This window comes from Streptomyces sp. NPDC102406, assembly GCF_044765725.1.
GTDB lineage: Bacteria > Actinomycetota > Actinomycetes > Streptomycetales > Streptomycetaceae > Streptomyces.
Genome location: NZ_JBIWKP010000001.1, coordinates 1,539,928 through 1,558,255 on the forward strand (window position 1 = coordinate 1,539,928; position 18,328 = coordinate 1,558,255).

Annotated in this window: 16 protein-coding genes; 6 read left to right on the forward strand and 10 right to left on the reverse strand. The window is 71.6% G+C overall.

The features are described 5' to 3' along the window. Window positions 1–10 precede the first annotated feature (10 nt). The gene (locus tag ACIRF8_RS07065; protein ID WP_404211649.1) at window positions 11–1,123 is read right to left on the reverse strand and encodes a mechanosensitive ion channel family protein; all 1,113 of its coding nucleotides are present in this window, start codon (window positions 1,121–1,123) and stop codon (window positions 11–13) included. A 62-nt stretch (window positions 1,124–1,185) separates the two neighbouring features. Between ACIRF8_RS07065 and ACIRF8_RS07070 the strand changes: the two genes are divergently transcribed. Then, on the forward strand, window positions 1,186–1,755 hold the full coding sequence (locus ACIRF8_RS07070; RefSeq protein WP_404211651.1) for a dienelactone hydrolase family protein: 570 nt from the start codon (window positions 1,186–1,188) through the stop codon (window positions 1,753–1,755). On the opposite strand, the gene ACIRF8_RS07075 is transcribed toward ACIRF8_RS07070, so the two are convergent. From ACIRF8_RS07075 to ACIRF8_RS07085, 3 genes are all read right to left on the reverse strand, one after another. Continuing rightward, window positions 1,752–2,570, reverse strand: a complete 819-nt coding sequence (locus tag ACIRF8_RS07075) for a thioredoxin domain-containing protein (RefSeq protein WP_404211652.1) — start codon at window positions 2,568–2,570, stop codon at window positions 1,752–1,754. The two genes, ACIRF8_RS07070 and ACIRF8_RS07075, sit on opposite strands and share 4 nt — an antisense overlap. 50 nt (window positions 2,571–2,620) lie before the next feature. After that, the gene (locus ACIRF8_RS07080; protein WP_404211654.1) at window positions 2,621–3,319 is read right to left on the reverse strand and encodes a hypothetical protein; all 699 of its coding nucleotides are present in this window, start codon (window positions 3,317–3,319) and stop codon (window positions 2,621–2,623) included. A gap of 80 nt (window positions 3,320–3,399) precedes the next feature. Further along, window positions 3,400–4,731 carry a DUF2252 domain-containing protein gene (locus ACIRF8_RS07085; RefSeq protein ID WP_404211656.1) on the reverse strand — a complete coding sequence of 444 codons (1,332 nt, stop codon included), beginning with the start codon at window positions 4,729–4,731 and terminating at the stop codon, window positions 3,400–3,402. A 177-nt stretch (window positions 4,732–4,908) separates the two neighbouring features. On the opposite strand from ACIRF8_RS07085, the gene dnaE reads away from it, so the two are divergent. Further along, complete coding sequence (gene dnaE, locus ACIRF8_RS07090; RefSeq protein WP_404211658.1) at window positions 4,909–8,448, forward strand: DNA polymerase III subunit alpha; 3,540 nt, start codon at window positions 4,909–4,911, stop codon at window positions 8,446–8,448. Between the two features lie 82 nt (window positions 8,449–8,530). On the opposite strand, the gene ACIRF8_RS07095 is transcribed toward dnaE, so the two are convergent. Then, window positions 8,531–8,707: a hypothetical protein gene (locus ACIRF8_RS07095; RefSeq protein ID WP_404211660.1), complete on the reverse strand. Its 177-nt coding sequence runs from the start codon at window positions 8,705–8,707 to the stop codon at window positions 8,531–8,533. A 285-nt stretch (window positions 8,708–8,992) separates the two neighbouring features. On the opposite strand from ACIRF8_RS07095, the gene ACIRF8_RS07100 reads away from it, so the two are divergent. The 4 genes from ACIRF8_RS07100 to ACIRF8_RS07115 all read left to right on the forward strand — a co-directional run bounded on the left by ACIRF8_RS07100 (window position 8,993) and on the right by ACIRF8_RS07115 (window position 12,907). Next, window positions 8,993–10,240: an NYN domain-containing protein gene (locus ACIRF8_RS07100; protein ID WP_404211662.1), complete on the forward strand. Its 1,248-nt coding sequence runs from the start codon at window positions 8,993–8,995 to the stop codon at window positions 10,238–10,240. A gap of 150 nt (window positions 10,241–10,390) precedes the next feature. After that, window positions 10,391–11,371: an ABC transporter ATP-binding protein gene (locus ACIRF8_RS07105; protein ID WP_404212325.1), complete on the forward strand. Its 981-nt coding sequence runs from the start codon at window positions 10,391–10,393 to the stop codon at window positions 11,369–11,371. Then, entirely contained in the window at window positions 11,368–12,195 is an 828-nt protein-coding gene (locus tag ACIRF8_RS07110; protein WP_404211664.1) for an ABC transporter permease, read from the forward strand. The genes ACIRF8_RS07105 and ACIRF8_RS07110 overlap by 4 nt, the downstream gene beginning before the upstream one ends. A gap of 34 nt (window positions 12,196–12,229) precedes the next feature. Then, window positions 12,230–12,907 carry a DUF2567 domain-containing protein gene (locus tag ACIRF8_RS07115; RefSeq protein ID WP_404211666.1) on the forward strand — a complete coding sequence of 226 codons (678 nt, stop codon included), beginning with the start codon at window positions 12,230–12,232 and terminating at the stop codon, window positions 12,905–12,907. A 20-nt stretch (window positions 12,908–12,927) separates the two neighbouring features. Here ACIRF8_RS07115 and ACIRF8_RS07120 read toward each other — a convergent pair whose 3' ends face one another. From ACIRF8_RS07120 to ACIRF8_RS07140, 5 genes are all read right to left on the reverse strand, one after another. Continuing rightward, window positions 12,928–13,869, reverse strand: coding sequence for a dihydrodipicolinate synthase family protein (locus tag ACIRF8_RS07120; protein ID WP_404211668.1), 942 nt, complete (start codon window positions 13,867–13,869; stop codon window positions 12,928–12,930). 224 nt (window positions 13,870–14,093) lie between these two features. Continuing rightward, window positions 14,094–14,594, reverse strand: a complete 501-nt coding sequence (gene ybaK, locus ACIRF8_RS07125; protein WP_404211670.1) for a Cys-tRNA(Pro) deacylase — start codon at window positions 14,592–14,594, stop codon at window positions 14,094–14,096. A gap of 17 nt (window positions 14,595–14,611) precedes the next feature. Next, window positions 14,612–15,409, reverse strand: coding sequence for an LON peptidase substrate-binding domain-containing protein (locus ACIRF8_RS07130; RefSeq protein ID WP_404211672.1), 798 nt, complete (start codon window positions 15,407–15,409; stop codon window positions 14,612–14,614). Between the two features lie 5 nt (window positions 15,410–15,414). After that, complete coding sequence (locus tag ACIRF8_RS07135; RefSeq protein ID WP_404212327.1) at window positions 15,415–16,389, reverse strand: hypothetical protein; 975 nt, start codon at window positions 16,387–16,389, stop codon at window positions 15,415–15,417. 178 nt (window positions 16,390–16,567) lie between these two features. Then, complete coding sequence (locus ACIRF8_RS07140) at window positions 16,568–18,082, reverse strand: oxidoreductase (RefSeq protein ID WP_404212329.1); 1,515 nt, start codon at window positions 18,080–18,082, stop codon at window positions 16,568–16,570. Window positions 18,083–18,328 lie beyond the last annotated feature (246 nt).

Below are 18,328 nucleotides of genomic sequence, written 5' to 3' on the forward strand. Positions count from 1 at the left end.
GCGCGCCGGGTCAGCCGCGGCCGGTGCGCGGGGCGCGGCCGTCCCGCATGAGGACATGATGGTCCGGCAGGGACGTGCCGATCTCCTCCGGGCCTATGAGGGCCGTCGCCGTGTTGACCCGCGGCAGCGCGTACGGGTGCCGCTCGGTCAGCCAGCGCAGCAACTGCTCGCGGACCGTGACCCGGACCGTCCATATGTCGTCCGCGTCCTTGGCCGTGACCACCGCCCGCACCTGCATGGTGCTGGGGGTGGTGTCGGTCACGGCGAGGCTCCAGTCGCGGCCGTCCCAGGCGGCGCAGTCGAGCAGGATGTCGTGCAGCTTCTCGCGCATCTGCGGGACGGGCGCGGTGTGGTCGAGGTGGAGGAAGACGGTGCCGGTCATCTGGGAGCCGCCGCGCGACCAGTTCTCGAAGGGCTTCGATGTGAAGTACGACACGGGCATCGTGATCCGGCGCTCGTCCCAGGTGCGGACGGCGAGGAAGGTGAGGGTGACCTCCTCGACGGTGCCCCACTCGCCGTCCACGACGACGGTGTCGCCGATCCGCACCATGTCGCCGAACGCGATCTGGAACCCCGCGAAGAGGTTGCCCAGCGTCGACTGGGCGGCGACACCGGCGACGATGCCCAGGATTCCGGCCGAGGCCAGCAGGGAGGCGCCGGCGGCCTTGAACGCGGGGAAGGTCAGCAGCATCGCGGCGACCGCCATGACGCCGACGACGGCTGTGACGATGCGCTGGATCAGAGTGACCTGGGTGCGGACCCGGCGGACCCGGGCGGCGTCGTGGTGGCTGGTGGCGTAGCGGGCGTAGGTCGATTCGACGACGGCGGTGGCGATCCGGACGATCAGCCAGGCGGTGGCGCCGATCAGCACCAGGGCCAGCGTCCTGCCGACCGCGGCGGAGTGTTCCTCGGTGATCTGTGCTTGATCGTAGGAGCCTTGCAACAAGCCCGCGCAGAGCACCAGTTGCAGTGGCAGGCGGCAGCGGCGCAGCAGTCCCCACAGTGGAGTCTCGTGATGGCGTCGGTCGGCACGTTGCAGCAGTCGGTCGACGGCCCACCCGATGAGGAGCGTGAGCACGACCGAGCCACCCACAACGATCAGCGGGCGCAGTACGTTCTCCATCCCTCGACGGTAACCGGGATCGCGCACCTCTAACCTGCGGCGTTCCTGGCACCATGGGCCCCATGAACATCATGCTTTTTCACTCGACGTACGGACTGCGGCCCGCTGTGGAGGCCGCCGCCGACCGGCTGCGCGGGGCCGGACACGAGGTGTGGACCCCTGATCTCTTCGAGGGCCGCACCTTCGACACCGTCGAGGAGGGCATGGCGCACCGGGACGAGGTCGGCAAGGACGAACTGCTCAAGCGCGCCGTGCTGGCCGCCGCGCCCTATTCCGACCGGGGCCTGGTCTACGCCGGGTTCTCCTTCGGCGCCGCGACCGCGCAGACCCTCGCCCTCGGTGACGCGAAGGCGAAGGGGCTGCTGCTGCTGCACGGCACGTCCGACCTCGCGGCGAACGCGACCGTGGACGAACTCCCCGTCCAGCTCCACGTCGCCGAGCCCGACCCGTACGAGACGGACGACTGGCTGACCGCCTGGTACCTGCAGATGGGGCGCGCGGGCGCGGACGTCGAGGTCTACCGGTACGCCGGGGCCGGTCACCTCTACACCGACCCCGAGCTGCCCGACTACGACGAGGAGGCCGCCGAGGCCACCTGGCGGGTGGCGCTCGGCTTCCTGGACTCGCTCTAGGACTTGAGGGCCTTGTCCACCGCGGCGTTCCAGTCGGCGACCGAGCCCGGCGCGTTCTCGCCGTCGGAGCCGGTGAGCTTCTTGCCGTCCAGGACGAAGGACGGGGTGCCCTGGACGCCGTACTTGTTGTCGTCGAACAGCTTCGACATCTCCAGCGCCCACTTGTCGAAGGTGCCGTCCTTGACGTTCTTCTGGAACGTCTTGTCGCCCTTCAGCTCCGGGACGGTGTTCGCGATCTTGATGAGGTACGCGTCGTCCTTGAACTTGTCGTCGGTCTCCTCCGGGTGCCACTTCGCGGAGTAGAGCGCTTCCTTGTAGTCCCAGAAGGCGTCCTTCGACACGTTCAGGGCGGCGCCGAGCGCGCTCAGCGCGTTCTTCGAGCCCTCGCCCTGGAGGTTGGTGTCGAGGAAGGTGGCGCCGACGTACTGGATCTTGTACTTGCCGGCGTCCATGTCCTTCTTGAGCGTCGGGCCGACGGCCTGCTCGAAGGCGGCGCAGACCGGGCAGCGCGAGTCCTCGTACGCGATGATCGTCTTCTTGGCCGAGTCCTTGCCGAGGATCACCGTCGTGTTGTTCTTGCCGCTGGTGTTCTTGGGCGCGACCAGGGCGTCGTCCTTGGCGGCCTCCCAGTAGGAGGGCTTGTTGCCCTGGAGCACCAGGTAGCTGGCGACGCCGGCTATCGCGAGGACACCGACGATCGAGCCGGCGACGATCGCCTGCCGCTTCGCCTTGTCCTTCTTGGCCTGGCGCTCCCGCTCGATCCGCAGCCGCTCGCGGGCCGCCGTCTTCGCCTGCTGGCTGTTGCGCTTGCTCATGATCTGTTGCTCCGTGAAGTGTGAAGTCAGTGATTCGGGGACTGTCGTGCTCAGGCTCGGGCGGCCCGGCACGGCGGTCCCCGGCGTCCCACGGAGTGCAGGAGGATCGGCGGGCGCACGGCCCGCGCGCGGAAGGCGGGGCGCGGCCGTCGCGGGCCGGGCGCCGGGTGGGCGGTGACCGCGGCGAAGGCGATGAGCAGCGGGCGGAACGCGAACGCGGCCACCGCGCGCAGCACCTGGGTCAGGGCCTGCTCCCCGCGGCGCAGCCAGCCGGCCGCGAGCAGGCCGACCGTGACGTGCGCGCCGAGCAGCAGCCAGGACGCCGCCGGGTCGCTGTGGGCGAGAAGGGCGGCGGCCTCGTCGGAGCCGGTGCCGGTCATCCGGGCCAGCGGTGTGCCGACGGTCCCGCCGCACAGCACGTCGAGGCCGAAGGAGCGCAGGGGACCGGCGACCGGGCCGCCCGCCTCGCCGTAACAGACGTGCTGGCCGGTGGTGAAGACCGTGTCGGCGGCCAGTTCCAGCGGGACGAGCAGAGCCGCGATCCGGCCGAAGCCGCGCTCGCGGCCCGCCAGCGCGTAGGCGATCACGAAGACGGCCGCGCTGATCGCGGCGACCGTCGTGAGCGGCAGCGGGACCCGGGACAGCAGGACGTGCGACGCGGCGGAGAGCGTCACGACGAGCGCCGTGAAGAGTGCCGCGCGCACGGCTCTGAGCTGGGCCCCGGATACGGCCCCGGATATGTCGTCCATCGCGGCAGAGTGTGCCATGGGTTTCGGTAGGCGGTGCCTAAAGGGTGGCTGTGCGTTATGGAATCGTGCGGGCCGGTGTCTCAGGCGGTCAGGCCCGGGATCCTGCCGTTGCGGAACAGGTCGACGAAGATCTGGTGGTCCGCACGCGCGCGTGCCCCGTAGGTGTGCGCGAAGTCGACCAGGAGGCCCGCGAAGCCGTCCTCGTCGGCGGCGATCGCCGCGTCGATGGCGCGCTCCGTGGAGAACGGCACGAGGGACTGGCCCGAGAGGTCGTCCGCCGCCGCGTGCATCGCCGCCGTGGCCCGGCCGAGGTCGGCGACGACCGCCGTGATCTCCTCCGGGTCGTCGATGTCGCTCCAGTCCAGGTCCACCGCGTAGGGCGACACCTCGGCGACGAGCTGGCCGGAGCCGTCCAGCTCGGTCCAGCCGAGCCACGGGTCGGCGTGCGCCTGGAGGGCGCGCTGCGAGATGACGGTGCGGTGGCCCTCGTGCTGGAAGTAGCCGCGGATCGCCTCGTCGGTGATGTGCCGCGAGACGGCCGGGGTCTGGCCCTGCTTCATGTAGATCACGACATCGTTCTCCAGGGCGTCGCTGTTGCCCTCCAGGAGGATGTTGTACGAGGGCAGGCCCGCGGAGCCGATACCGATGCCCCGGCGGCCCACCACGTCCTTCACGCGGTACGAGTCCGGGCGCGTCAGCGACGACTCGGGCAGCGTCTCCAGGTAGCCGTCGAAGGCCGCGAGCACCTTGTAGCGGGTCGCCGCGTCCAGCTCGATGGAGCCGCCGTCCTCGGCGAAGCGGCGCTCGAAGTCGCGGATCTCCGTCATGGAGTCGAGCAGCCCGAACCGGGTCAGCGAACGGGCGTCCCGCAGGGCGTCCAGGAGCGCGCCCTCGGCCGTGTCCAGGGTGAAGGGCGGCACCTCGTCGCTCTTGGCGCCCGTGGCCAGCGCGTGGATGCGCTCGCGGTAGGCCCCCGCGAACGTGCGCACCAGGTCGGTGATCTGCTCGTCGCTCAGCGCCTTCGAGTAGCCGATCAGCGCCACCGAGGCGGCGAACCGCTTGAGGTCCCAGGTGAACGGGCCGACGTACGCCTCGTCGAAGTCGTTCACATTGAAGATCAGCCGGCCCGTCGCGTCCATGTACGTGCCGAAGTTCTCCGCGTGCAGGTCCCCGTGGATCCACACCCGGCTGGTGCGGTCGTCCAGGTACGGGCCGCCGTGCTGCTCGCGTTCCACGTCGCGGTAGAACAGGCAGGCCGTGCCCCGGTAGAAGGCGAACGCCGAGGCGGCCATCTTGCGGAACTTGACCCGGAACGCGGCGGGGTCCGCGGCGAGGAGCTCGCCGAACGCGGTGTCGAAGACGGCGAGGATCTCCTCGCCGCGCTGCTCAGCGGTGGGCTGCGGGACCGACATCGCCGGGTGCCTCCTGGTACGGGTGGTGCGTGGGCTTGTGTGACACGCAGGACGGGTCTTGTGTCCTGTCCAACGCCCGACCGTACTCCGGAGTGCCCGTCGGTTGTCACTCGCCGGTCGTAGACTTCCAAGCTGTCCCCGCCCTGTCGCCGACCGCCCGCCATTGGAGCACCGACCGTGTCGAAACCGCCCTTCACGCACCTGCACGTCCACACCCAGTACTCGCTGCTGGACGGGGCCGCGCGGCTGAAGGACATGTTCAACGCGTGCAACGAGATGGGCATGACGCACATCGCGATGTCCGACCACGGCAACCTGCACGGGGCGTACGACTTCTTCCACTCGGCCCAGAAGGCGGGCGTCACGCCGATCATCGGCATCGAGGCGTACGTGGCCCCCGAGTCGCGGCGCAACAAGCGCAAGATCCAGTGGGGCCAGCCGCACCAGAAGCGCGACGACGTGTCCGGTTCGGGTGGTTACACGCACAAGACGATCTGGGCGGCGAACAAGACGGGCCTGCACAACCTCTTCAAGCTGTCCTCGGACGCGTACGCCGAGGGCTGGCTCCAGAAGTGGCCGCGCATGGACAAGGAGACGATCTCGCAGTGGAGCGAGGGCCTGATCGCCTCCACCGGCTGCCCCTCCGGTGAGCTCCAGACGCGTCTTCGCCTCGGCCAGTTCGACGAGGCCCTGAAGTCGGCCGCCGAGTACCAGGACATCTTCGGCAAGGACCGGTACTTCCTGGAGCTGATGGACCACGGCATCGAGATCGAGCGCCGGGTGCGCGACGGGCTCCTGGAGATCGGCAAGAAGCTCGGCATCCCGCCTCTTGTGACGAACGACTCGCACTACACGTACGCGCACGAGGCGACCGCGCACGACGCCCTGCTGTGCATCCAGACCGGCAAGAACCTCTCCGACCCGGACCGCTTCCGGTTCGACGGGACGGGCTACTACCTGAAGTCCACCGACGAGATGTACGCCGTGGACTCCTCGGACGCCTGGCAGGAGGGCTGCCGCAACACCCTCCTGGTGGCCGAGCAGATCGACACCACCGGCATGTTCGAGAAGCGCGACCTGATGCCGAAGTTCGACATCCCGGAGGGCTACACCGAGGTCACCTGGTTCCAGGAGGAGGTCCGCCGCGGCATGGAGCGCCGCTACCCGGGCGGTGTCCCCGAGGACCGGCAGAAGCAGGCCGAGTACGAGATGGACATCATCATCCAGATGGGGTTCCCGGGGTACTTCCTGGTCGTCGCCGACTTCATCATGTGGGCCAAGAACAACGGCATCGCGGTGGGCCCGGGGCGTGGCTCCGCGGCCGGTTCGATCGTCGCGTACGCCATGGGCATCACCGACCTCGACCCGATCACGCACGGTCTGATCTTCGAGCGGTTCCTCAACCCCGAGCGCGTCTCCATGCCCGACGTCGACATCGACTTCGACGAGCGCAGGCGCGTCGAGGTGATCAGGTACGTGACGGAGAAGTACGGCGCCGACAAGGTCGCCATGATCGGCACCTACGGCAAGATCAAGGCCAAGAACGCGATCAAGGACTCCGCGCGCGTGCTCGGCTACCCGTACGCGATGGGCGACCGCCTCACCAAGGCCATGCCCGCCGACGTCCTCGGCAAGGGCATCGACCTCTCCGGCATCACCGACCCCTCGCACCCCCGCTACAGCGAGGCCGGCGAGATCCGCGGGATGTACGAGAACGAGCCGGACGTGAAGAAGGTCATCGACACCGCCAAGGGCGTCGAGGGCCTGGTCCGGCAGATGGGCGTGCACGCCGCCGGCGTGATCATGTCCAGCGAGCCGATCGTCGACCACGCCCCGATCTGGGTGCGGCACACCGACGGCGTCACCATCACGCAGTGGGACTACCCGCAGTGCGAGTCGCTCGGCCTGCTGAAGATGGACTTCCTGGGCCTGCGCAACCTGACCATCATGGACGACGCCGTCAAGATGGTGAAGGCCAACAAGGGCATCGACCTGGAGATGCTCTCGCTCCCGCTGGACGACCCCAAGACCTTCGAACTGCTCTGCCGCGGTGACACGCTCGGCGTCTTCCAGTTCGACGGCGGCCCGATGCGCTCGCTGCTCCGCCAGATGCAGCCCGACAACTTCGAGGACATCTCCGCCGTCTCGGCCCTGTACCGGCCGGGCCCGATGGGCATGAACTCGCACACGAACTACGCGGAGCGCAAGAACGGCCGCCAGGAGATCACGCCGATCCACCCGGAGCTCGAAGAGCCCCTGAAGGAGACGCTCGGCCTGACCTACGGCCTCATCGTGTACCAGGAGCAGGTGCAGAAGGCCGCGCAGATCATCGCCGGGTACTCGCTCGGCGAGGCCGACATCCTGCGCCGCGTGATGGGCAAGAAGAAGCCCGAGGAACTGGCGAAGAACTTCGTCCTGTTCCAGGAGGGCGCGAAGAAGAACGGCTACTCCGACGAGGCGATCCAGGCCCTGTGGGACGTCCTTGTGCCGTTCGCCGGCTACGCGTTCAACAAGGCGCACTCCTCCGCGTACGGCCTGGTCACCTACTGGACCGCGTACCTCAAGGCCAACTACCCGGCCGAGTACATGGCGGCGCTGCTGACCTCCGTCAAGGACGACAAGGACAAGTCGGCGATCTACCTCAACGAGTGCCGCCGCATGGGCATCAAGGTGCTCCCGCCGAACGTGAACGAGTCGATGCACAACTTCGCCGCCCAGGGCGACGACGTGATCCTCTTCGGCCTGGAGGCCGTGCGCAACGTCGGTACCAACGTGGTGGATTCGATCATCCGCTCGCGCAAGGCGAAGGGGAAGTTCGAGTCGTTCCCCGACTACCTCGACAAGGTCGAGGCCGCCGCCTGCAACAAGCGGACCACCGAATCGCTCATCAAGGCGGGCGCGTTCGACACGATGGGGCACACCCGCAAGGGCCTCACCGCGCAGTACGAGCCGATGATCGACAACGTGGTCGCGGTGAAGCGCAAGGAGGCCGAGGGTCAGTTCGACCTCTTCGGCGGCATGGGCGACGAGGACAGCAGCGAACCCGGCTTCGGACTCGACGTCGAGTTCTCCACCGACGAGTGGGAGAAGACCTACCTGCTCGCCCAGGAGCGGGAGATGCTCGGCCTCTACGTCTCCGACCACCCGCTGTTCGGCCTGGAGCACGTGCTGTCCGACAAGGCGGACGCGGGCATCGGCCAGCTCACCGGCGGCGACTTCTCCGACGGTGCCGTCGTCACCGTGGGCGGCATCATCTCGGGCCTCCAGCGCAAGATGACCAAGCAGGGCAACGCCTGGGCGATCGCGACCGTCGAGGACCTCGCCGGTTCCATCGAGTGCATGTTCTTCCCCGCGACGTATCAGCTCGTCTCGACCCAACTCGTCGAGGACGCCGTGGTGTTCGTCAAGGGGCGCCTCGACAAGCGCGAGGACGTGCCGCGCCTGGTCGCCATGGAGATGCAGGTCCCCGACCTGTCGAACGCGGGCACCAACGCGCCGGTGGTCCTCACCATCCCGGCGCTCAAGGTGACCCCGCCGATGGTCAGCCGCCTCGGCGAGATCCTCTCCAACCACCGGGGCGACAGCGAGGTGCGGATCAAGCTCCAGGGGCCGCGCAAGACCACGGTGCTGCGGCTCGACCGGCACCGGGTGAAGCCCGACCCGGCGCTCTACGGCGACTTGAAGGTGCTGCTGGGTCCGGCCTGCCTGGCGGGCTGAGCCGCCGCCGTACGCACGCGAGGGACGCACCCCGGATCCTGGGTGCGTCCCTCGTCACATACCAACTGTCTCAAGCAGGGCCTCAGTTGTGGCCGAAGCGCTTCTGGTGCTTGCGCGCGACGTCCGACGGGTTGCCCATGACCTGCGGCTCCATCGCCGACTGGGTCTCGGCCGCCGACTTGGACTGCTCCGGCGCCTGGTCGGCCAGGGAGGCGCGGTTCTGGTCGCCGCCCTGCTTGCGATTCTTGTTCTTGGCCATGGTGATCTGCCTCCTATGGGGGAGATTGGGAGATCTGGGGGCCAACTTCGGATTCAGATTCACACGGGCGGACAAAGATCGCATATCGGGCAATTACCGTCCGTGACGCGGGGGATCGGGGCGCACGCCCACCCCCTTCACCCCATCCGCCACGCCGAAGATCGAGTTCGGGCCGTTAACCCCCGCGCCGTCGGGCAGACTCGAAGGAAACCCGAAGCGAACCCGCGGGCGCCGCCCCGTGAGCGCGTCCGGACTGTCGGAAGTCGGCGAAAGAGGGTGGACCGCGTGGACCGCTGCATCGTCCTGGTGGATGCCGGATATCTCCTGGGGGCCGCCGCGAGCCTCCTCGCGGGCGAACCCTCCCGTTCCCGGATCCACGTCGATCACACCGCCCTCATCCAGGGCCTGCGCGAACGCGCCGAGACCGAGACCGAACGCCAGCTCCTGCGCATCTACTGGTTCGACGGCGCCCCCGACCGCGTCCCCCAGCCCGAGCACCGCAGGCTGCGCGTCATGCCCCGGGTCACCGTCCGGCTCGGCGCCCTGACCCGCAGCGACGGACGCTGGGCCCAGAAGGGCGTCGACGCGGCCATGCACGCCGAGCTGACCGAGCTGGCCCGCAACCGCGCCTGCTCCGACGTGGTCCTCGTCACCGGCGACGGCGACCTGCTGCCCGGCATGATGGCCGCCAAGGAACACGGCGTCGCCGTCCACCTGTGGGCCGTGCAGGCCGCCGACGGCGACTACAACCAGTCCGAGGACCTCGTCGCCGAGGCCGACGAGCGGCGCGTGCTCGACCGCACCTGGATCACCAAGGCCGTCCGCGCCAAGGAACTCGGCGGCATCTGCGCCCCCCAGCCGGTGCCGCGCCCCGAGATCGCCGCGATCCTCTCCGCCCCGCTGCCCGAATCCGCACCGGCCGCCACCGCCCGCCCGGTGGACGAGGGGGTGGACGCCCAGCCCGAGCGGCATCCGCCCGCCGTCCCGGCCGAGGGCGACGCCGAGGACCGCGCCGGCGCCCACAAGGTCGTCCCCACGCCCAAGGACCTGGCCGCGCTGCGCGCACCCGCCACGGGCGCGGCGCCGGCCCCCCAGCACCCCACGAACGCGACCCTGCGCTGGTCCTCAGACAAGGGCTGGGTGGAGCGCCCCGGCGGCCCGGGCGGCGGCGGTGAGCCCCCCGAGGCGGCCTCCCTGCCGACGCTCGCGCAGCTCACCACCGCCGAGCAGCGCTGGGCCGACCGCGAGGAGGACATCACCACCGTCAGCGGCGACCCGTACGAGGTCGGGCAGGTCTTCGCGCGCCGGTGGATGGCCCGCCTCGCCGACCCCGGCCAGCTCCAGAAGCTGGCCACCATGTACCCGCGCGTGCCGCACCGCATCGACGGCGAGCTGCTCAGGTACGCGGCACGCTTCGGTCTCCTCGCCCACAAGGACGACCAGATCGACGAGCACGACCGGTACGCGATCCGGGCCGGATTCTGGCGCGAGATCGACGTACGGACCGCCGAACACGCCGCCGCGGCGGACTGACGCCTCCCGCGCGGGGGCCCGCGCACCCGGCGACACCCCGCCTCATTTGTCCGGCCCCGCGCGCAATGGGGCGGGCCGGACCCCGTACCCTCGTTCCTCGTGAGTACGCGCACCGCTGACGCCGCCCCGGCCCCTGTACGGGACGCTGTCGTGTGCGCGGTGCGGGGACTGCGCAAGACCTATCCCGCCGTGCGCGGCCGGCGTGGGGCCCCCGCGACCCCCGAGGTGCGGGCCACCGACGACGTACGCCTCGACATCGGGCGCGGGGAGATCTTCGGGCTGCTCGGGCCGAACGGCGCCGGCAAGTCCACCCTCGTACGCCAGCTCACCGGGCTGATGCGGCCCGACGCCGGAAGCGTGGAGATCCTCGGCCACGACATCGTGCGCCACCCGGAGCGGGCCGCGCGCATCCTCGCCTACCTCGGCCAGGAGTCGACCGCCCTCGACGAGCTGACCGTCTCCCTCGCCGCCGAGACCACCGGGCGGCTGCGCGGCCTGCCCCTGAAGGCCGCCCGCGCCGAGCGCGACGACGTCCTGGAGGAACTGGGGCTCACCCCGCTCGCCGCGCGCCCCCTCAAGAAGCTCTCGGGCGGACAGCGGCGCCTCGCGTGCTTCGCCGCCGCGCTGGTCGGCGAGCGGCCCCTGCTCGTGCTCGACGAGCCGACGACCGGCATGGACCCCGTCGCCCGGCGTGCCGTGTGGGCCGCGGTGGACCGCAGGCGTGCCGAGCGCGGCACGACCGTCCTGCTCGTCACCCACAACGTCATCGAGGCCGAGACCGTCCTCGACCGCGTCGCCGTCCTCGACGCGGGCCGCGTCATCGCCTGCGACACCCCGGCCGGGCTCAAGGACCGCGTCGCCGGCGAGGTGCGGGTGGAACTGGTGTGGCGCGAGACGGCCCCGGTGCGGCTCCCCGAGGTCGCCCGGCTGCGCGAGCACGCCGTGGAGGCCGGACGCCGCTGGTCGCTCAGGCTCCCCCCGGACGCGGCCCGCGCCGCCGTCGCCGCGGTCACCGGCGGCCCGGCCTTCGACTCCCTCGACGACTTCACGCTCGCCACCCCGAGCCTGGAGGACGTGTACTTGGCACTCGGCGGCAGCCGCAGCAGCGTGAAGGGCCTGGTGAAGGCATGAGTGCCGTATCCGCGGAAGCCGTGCGGCAGCGCACCGGCGAACACCTGGCGCCGGCCCTGGCCGCCGACGACGGGCTCGCGCCCCGCGCCCGGTTCCTGCCGTCGCTCGCCGCGGTCTACCGCGCCCAGCTCTCCCGGGCCCGCGTCGCCCGGATCCCGCTGCTGTTCGTGGCGACCTTCCAGTCCATCGGCATCATGATCCTCATGCGGGGCGTGGTCGACCGGGGCGGCAGCGAGGCACGGGCCGTCGTGGCGGGCTCCGCGGTGCTGGTCGTCGCGTTCGTCGCGCTCAACCTGCTCGCCCAGTACTTCGGGCAACTGCGCGCGGCCGGCGGACTCGACCACTACGCGACGCTGCCCGTGCCGCCCGCCTCCGTGGTGCTCGGCGCCGCGGGCGCCTACGCCTCGTTCACCGTGCCCGGCACCGTCATCACCGCGGTCGTCGGCTGCGCCATGTTCGATCTGCCGCTGGCGCACCTGTGGGTGCTCGGCGCCGTGATCCCGCTGGCGGGCGCCGCCCTGGCCGGGCTCGGCGCCGCCCTCGGCCTGCTCGCGCCCCGGCCGGAACTGGCCACACTGCTCGGCCAGTTGGGCATGTCGGCGGCGCTGCTGCTCGGCGTGCTGCCGGCCGGCCGGATGCCGGAGATCGTGCGGTACGCGCGTGACCTGCTGCCCTCGACGTACGGCGTCGAGGCGTTCGCCCGGACCTTCGGGGGCCACCCCGACTGGGCCGCCGTCCTGTTCGACCTGGGGGTCTGCGCGGCGGTCGGCGCCGCCTCCCTCGCGGTGGCCACATGGGCCTATCGCCGGGCAGCCGTCCGGTGACGCGCCCGCCAGGCACGCCTGGCACGATGGCAGGGTGACCGCACCGCTGACGCCGCCGCCCCATCAGCCCCCGCACAACAACGGGCACAGTGACCCCTGGCAGGCCCCCGACCCGAGGACGGGACATCTGCCGCCCGCTCCCGCGCCCGAGGATAGCGGTCCCGGGCTGCGGGCCGAGCTGCGCGAGGCCGTCGTCGTGACGGTCGGCGTCGCCCTCGTCGGTCTGCTGCTCGGGGCGCTGTGGCTGTGGCTCGCCCCGCGGATCCCGCTCGTCTCGGACAGCACGGCGGTCTACCTCAAGGACACCGAGGGGGAGCAGGCCATCGGGGTCGACGGAACGTTCACCCTGCTCGGTCTCGCGTTCGGCGTGGTCAGCGCGCTGGTGGTCTTCCTGTGGCGCAAGCGCGGCGGTGTCCCCCTCGTCGCCGGCCTCGCCCTGGGGAGTCTGCTCGGCGGCGTGCTCGCCTGGCGGTTCGGGATCTGGCTCGGCCCCGCCCGGGACGTGGCCGCGCACGCCAAGGAGGTCGGCAAGGGGGTCGTCTTCGACGCGCCGCTCCAGCTCAAGGCCAAGGGGGCGCTGCTCGCCTGGCCGCTGGCCGCGATGGTGGTCCACCTCGGCCTCACGGGCCTGTTCGGGCCCCGGGACCCCGACCCGTACGCCGGTTACTACGAGCACGCCCCACGCCCCGCGGAGGAAGCGCCCGGGGCGTGAGGCTCTGAGATGCCCACGGCTCAGCGCAGGCCCGCCTCCTCCAGGAGGCGGCGTACCCGGGCGGTCTCGGTCTCGTTCAGCGGGGTCTGCGGTGCCGCGGTCGCCGGGCAGTCGATGATGCCCTGGAGGTGGACGGCCGCCTTGAACGCGCCGAGCGCCGAGGACGAGCCGCCCATCCGGGCCGGGTCCCCGGTGTCGACGATCGAGAACAGCGCGGCGAGCCGGTCCTGTTCGCGCCGCGCGCTCTCCCAGTCGCCGGCGCGGGCGGCCTCGTAGAGGCGGACGTAACCGTGCGCGTCCACATTGCCGAGCCCCGGGACGACGCCGTCGACGCCCGCCAGGAGGGCGCCGTCCACCGTGAGTTCGGAGCCGGTGAGCACGGAGAAGGCGGGCGCGGCCGATCGCAGGGCGGGCAGGAGGCGGCGCAGGGAGCCCTCGTCGCCGCTGGAGTCCTTGAGCCCGGCGAGCGTGCCGTCGGCGGCCAGCGCGAGAACCGTGTCGCGGCTCAGCTTGGTGTGCACGGCCGAGGGGATGTCGTAGGCGAGGACGGGCAGGTCGGCGCCGTCCCGCAGCCGCCGGAAGTGGTCGGCGATCTCGGCCGGGTGGGTGCGGGTGTAGAACGGCGCGGTCGCCACCAGCGCGTCCGCGCCCGCCTTCACCGCGTCCTTCGCCCGGTCGAGGACCCGCGCGGTCGTCGTCTCGATGACACCCGCGAGCACCGGGACGCGGCCGGCCGCCGCCTCCACCGCTGCCTCCAGGGCGGTGCGGCGCCGGTGGTCGGTCAGGTAGGCCGCCTCCCCGCTGGAGCCCAGCAGGAACAGGCCGTGCACCCCGGCCCCGATCAGGTGTCCGACCAGCCGCCGCACCGAGTCGACGTCGACCTCGCCCTCCGGTGTGAGCGGCGTGAGCAGGGGCGGGACGATGCCGCGCAGGGGGGCGGGGAACGGGGTGCGGAGCGGCATGGCGGTGGCCTCCCAGGGGCATCGGCGGATCGAACGTAGGACGTGGGTCGTCCTGGACGGTGCGGCGGCCGTGCGGTCAGCCGGGGGCCCGGGTCGAAGGACAGGTTCTCAGGCGGGCCGGTGCCCGTGGTTGGCCTTGCTCTTTTTGATCCGCCACTTGCGCTTGCGCGTCTTCTTCGACATGTCCTTGGTGCTTAGTCGAAGCGCCGTGCCGCGTCGAGGGGTCACGCACGTCCGACCGGAGCGAGCACCGCGTCGGTGAGCGCCGCCAGGTCGCCCGGGGCCAGCTCCACTTCGAGTCCGCGGCGGCCCGCGGAGACGCAGATCGTCGCGTGGAGCCCGGCCGAGGAGTCGATGACCGTACGCAGCTTCTTGCGCTGGCCGAGGGGGGAGATCCCGCCGCGCACGTAGCCGGTGGTGCGCTCGGCGAGCGCCGGGTCGGCCATCGCGGCCCGCTTGCCGCCGACCGCGGCGGCCAGCGCCTTGAGGTCGAGCCGGCCCGCCACCGGCACGACGGCGACGGTCAGGTGCCCGTCGACGTCGGCGACGAGCGTCTTGAAGACGCGGTCGGGCAAGACGCCCATCGCCTCGGCGGCCTCCTCGCCGTACGAGGGGTGCGACGGGTCGTGGTCATAGGCGTGGACTGTGAACGTGGTGCCCGCGGCGGTGAGCGCCACCGTCGCCGGGGTGCCCGCGGACTGCTGCTTCTTGGCCTTCTTCGCCACCGTGCCCGTTCCTTCGCTCAGTTGCGGCTGGTCGCCTGTCTCGTCAGCTCCGTCGCGGGCAGCGACGGGAGGTGTCTGATGATCGCCGTCTCGGCGCGCAGCAGCTTCAGCTCGTCGCGCAGCCGGGACGCCGCGTCCGGTGCCTGGAGCAGCCGCTGCTTCGTCGGGACGTCGAGCACCGCGGCCGCCGCCACCAGGTAGGACACCACCGACGGCTCGTCGGGCAGCTCGGCGCCGGTCGTGAGCGACCGCTCGCGGGCGCCGGCCAGCCGCTTCTGGTACGTACGGAACGCGCGCAGCACGCCCTCGGCCAGGGCGCCCGCCTCGTCGCCGTCCTCCTCGGGCAGCTCCTCGACCTCGGCGGTCAGATAGGGGCCGGAGGCGTCCACCGAGTGCAGCCTGACCCGGCGGGTGCCGGTGGCCAGGACCTCGAAGCCGCCGTCGGGGCGCTCACGGATCGTCGCCGCGTCCGCGACGCACCCGGTGCCGTGGAACGACGCCAGCGGGTCGTCGCCGAAGCCCGCCGCGGGGCCCGCGCCCGCCTCCTTGGTCGTGATGTCGTCCGGCATGCCGGACGCGGTCGGCGCCACCTCGTGGCCGTCACGGATCGCGACGACGACGAACTGGCGCGGCTCGTCGGAGACGGCCGGGTCGGCGTTCACGTCGTCGGGGGCGGCGGTCGGATCGGTGGGGGACGCCTTCAACAGGTCGCGCATGAGGGCGCGGTAACGCTCCTCGAAGACGTTCAGCGGAAGCACGAGCCCCGGGAACAGCACCGAGTTGAGCGGGAAGAGCGGAAGCCGGACGGTGGTCACGACGCTCAAGCGTAATGGTCGCCGGAGCCGGCCGGTCCGCCGCGCAGCGGCAGGGTGGCCGCGACCTCCAGGCGGACCCCGTCGCGCAGCTCCAGGAACCGGCCCAGCGGGTCCTCGGAGAGCCGGTCCCAGGGGAACGAGGTCGCGTACGGGCCGAGCAGCCGCAACTGCTCCAGGGCGTCCGGCCAGCGCTCCAGCTCGGTCAGGACGCAGACCAGCAGATTGCGTACCTCGGCGGGCCACGGGTCGGCCGTGTCGTAGGCGCGGGACAACTCGACGGCGAGGTCGGCCGCCGCGTCCAGGCGGGCGCGCGGGACGCCCCGGGGGGACCGCGCGGTCAGGTACGCGAAGGCGGCGCGGGCCGGCAGGGCCTTGAGGAGGGAGCCGGGCAGGGCGTCCTGCGCGGCGCGCTCGGCGAAGTCCAGGCACTCGGCGTGCGAGCCGTACCAGGCCGCCGACAGGTACTGGAGCGCCGCGACGTGGCAGCCGTAGTGGTGCGGGGAGCGGCGTACCGCCTGGGCCCACAGGTCCTCGAAGGCGGTGTGCGGGGCGTTGGTGCCGCGGGCGTGGTCCAGGGCGACGCGCCAGGGGACCGGGTCGCGGGGGTCGGCCTCGGCGGCGGCGAGGATCAGTGGGGTGACCTCGCGGAGCAGTTCGGCGCGGGCGGGCGAGGCGAAGGCCCGGCCCACCGCCAGTTCGGCCTTGACGAGGAGCAGGTCCGGGTCGTGCGGGGACGCGTACTGCCAGGCGTCGAACCATTCGGGGCGGGAGGCGGCGAAGGCGGCCAGGCGCAGCACGTAGCGGTCCCGGTTCTCCCACTCGGCCGCCTCACGCGTGTGGGCGAGGACCTTGGCGGCAGGCCCGTACTCCCCGCGGCCCGCGGCGACCAGGGCCGGGGCGAGGTGTTCGTCCGGGGCGTCGAGCAGCACGGCGTCGTCCGGCGGCAGGCCCGCGGCGAGCGGGCCGGTGTGGCGGATCATGCGGACGGTCCGCACGAAGGCACGCAGGAACGGCACGGATGCCTCCTCTACGCGCGTACGGAACGGGTGACTGCGCTGGGATGACGGCTGCGCGGGGCCGATGGTTGCCTGCCCGGTGATAACGGTTCGGCAGATCCCTCGGACGTCATTCCCAGCGGCGTCGTGGCCGAACCGGCGGCTAATTGCGGCGCAGGAGTCTGGTCGCCCCCGCCGCCACCGTCGTCGCCAGGATCCAGCCGAGTATCACCATGATCGCCGCGGCCCACTGCCAGCCGCCCCGCAGCGACCAACTGCTGGACTGGCCGAGGTCGATCACCGGCAGGAGGAGGTCCAGGGCGAACAGGGTCGAGTCCCACTGCGGGCCCTCCCCGGGCTTCATGGGCGGGTGGGGGGCGTGGTGGAAGGCGAAGGCGCCGACCGCCCAGAGCACCGCCATCCAGACCGCCGCGCGGCCCGGCCGGTATCCGTAGGCCACCGTCCAGTCCTGGAGGTAGCCCCAGACCTTCGCGGCGGGCGGCAGCGTCTCGCGGCGGCGCCGTTGCTTGGAGAGGAGCACCTCGCGGGCGTCGGCGTCCTCGCCGCTGTTGCGCAGCACCGCGGCGAGCCGTTCGTACGGTTCCGGGTTGTACTCGGGGGTCGCCGCCGCCAGCCATTCCAGGCGCTGGGTGAGCGGGAAGGGGCCGAGCGGGATCAGGTTCTCGTACGCGAATCCGCCCATCCGCAACTGACCGGGCCCGGGCCAGCCCGCCGCCTTGTCGACGAGGTTGACGATCTTCGCGCCGGACAGCACGACCCGCCCGCGCCGGGGTCGCTCGCCGAGGAAGCGCAGCTCGGGCGTCTGGATGCGGCGCAGCGAGATCTCCTGGTCGTTCGCCAGGACGAAGTGGGCCGAGTCCAGGTCGACCGCGTCACCGAAGCGCCCGTCGTCGAGCCGGATGCCGCCCACGCACTGGAAGCGCTGCACGCGCGTGCCGCGCGCGGGCGTGGAGCCGCTGAACTGCCACGGATTGCCCAGGCCCGCCGGAGTCATGTACATGGTGCGCTCGACGCTCATCTGCGGGGCGTTCAGGGCGTGCCGCCCCTGGGTGTTGCTCAGCCGGCTGCCGCGCAGCGAGAGCGAGACGCCGATCGTGGCCCCGCGCAGGCTGATCTCCCCGTGCGTCTCCACCAGCTCGGCCTGGAGGTCCTGGCCGACGGTGAGACCGTCCGCCGTGAGCGACTTGCCGCGCCGGTCGCGGAAGACGACGGCCTGGTTGAGCAGGAGATCCGTGCCGATGTGGGCGTCGGTGAGCCGGATGCCGTGGTGGAAGCGGCAGCGCGGCAGATGCAGGTCGCCCTCGGTGTGCACCCGGGCGCCCTCCAGGCGCGGCACGGAGCAGTCGACGAGCCGGACCGTCGTGAACCGCGCCTCGGGCAGCAGCACCTCCTTCTCGAAGCGGCACTGCTTCAGCTCCACGTACGGGTCGATCGTGCCGCCCGCGAGATCGAGCACGTCCGTGATCTGCAACCCCTGGAGCTTCAGGGACGAGACCCGCCCGGCGAGAGCGGGCGGCCCGTCGAGGAGCAGCCAGGCCACGATGCGCGCGCGCACACTGCGCTCGGGGCCCCAGGGCTGCCCGCCGTGCGGATCGTCGACCGCGAAGACGCCGCTGCGCAGGTCGTAGACCGTGCCGTTGCGGAACGCGAGCCACATGCCCACCTCCGCCGCGCTCAGCCCGTCCGGCACGTCCACGGTGTCGCTGCCGTCGACCACGACCGTTCCTCCTCCCCGTACCGCCCACCGCCACGCAGGCCACCTCGACCACCGCGGTCACCTGCTACTCGCGGGTTTCGTACAACCGTTCATGCCCGCTGTGTGACCGCCTGAACGCGGACGGTGACACCCGTGGAACAACGGCTGAAACCGGACGTGTATCAGTCACTGATACGGGCCACCGGC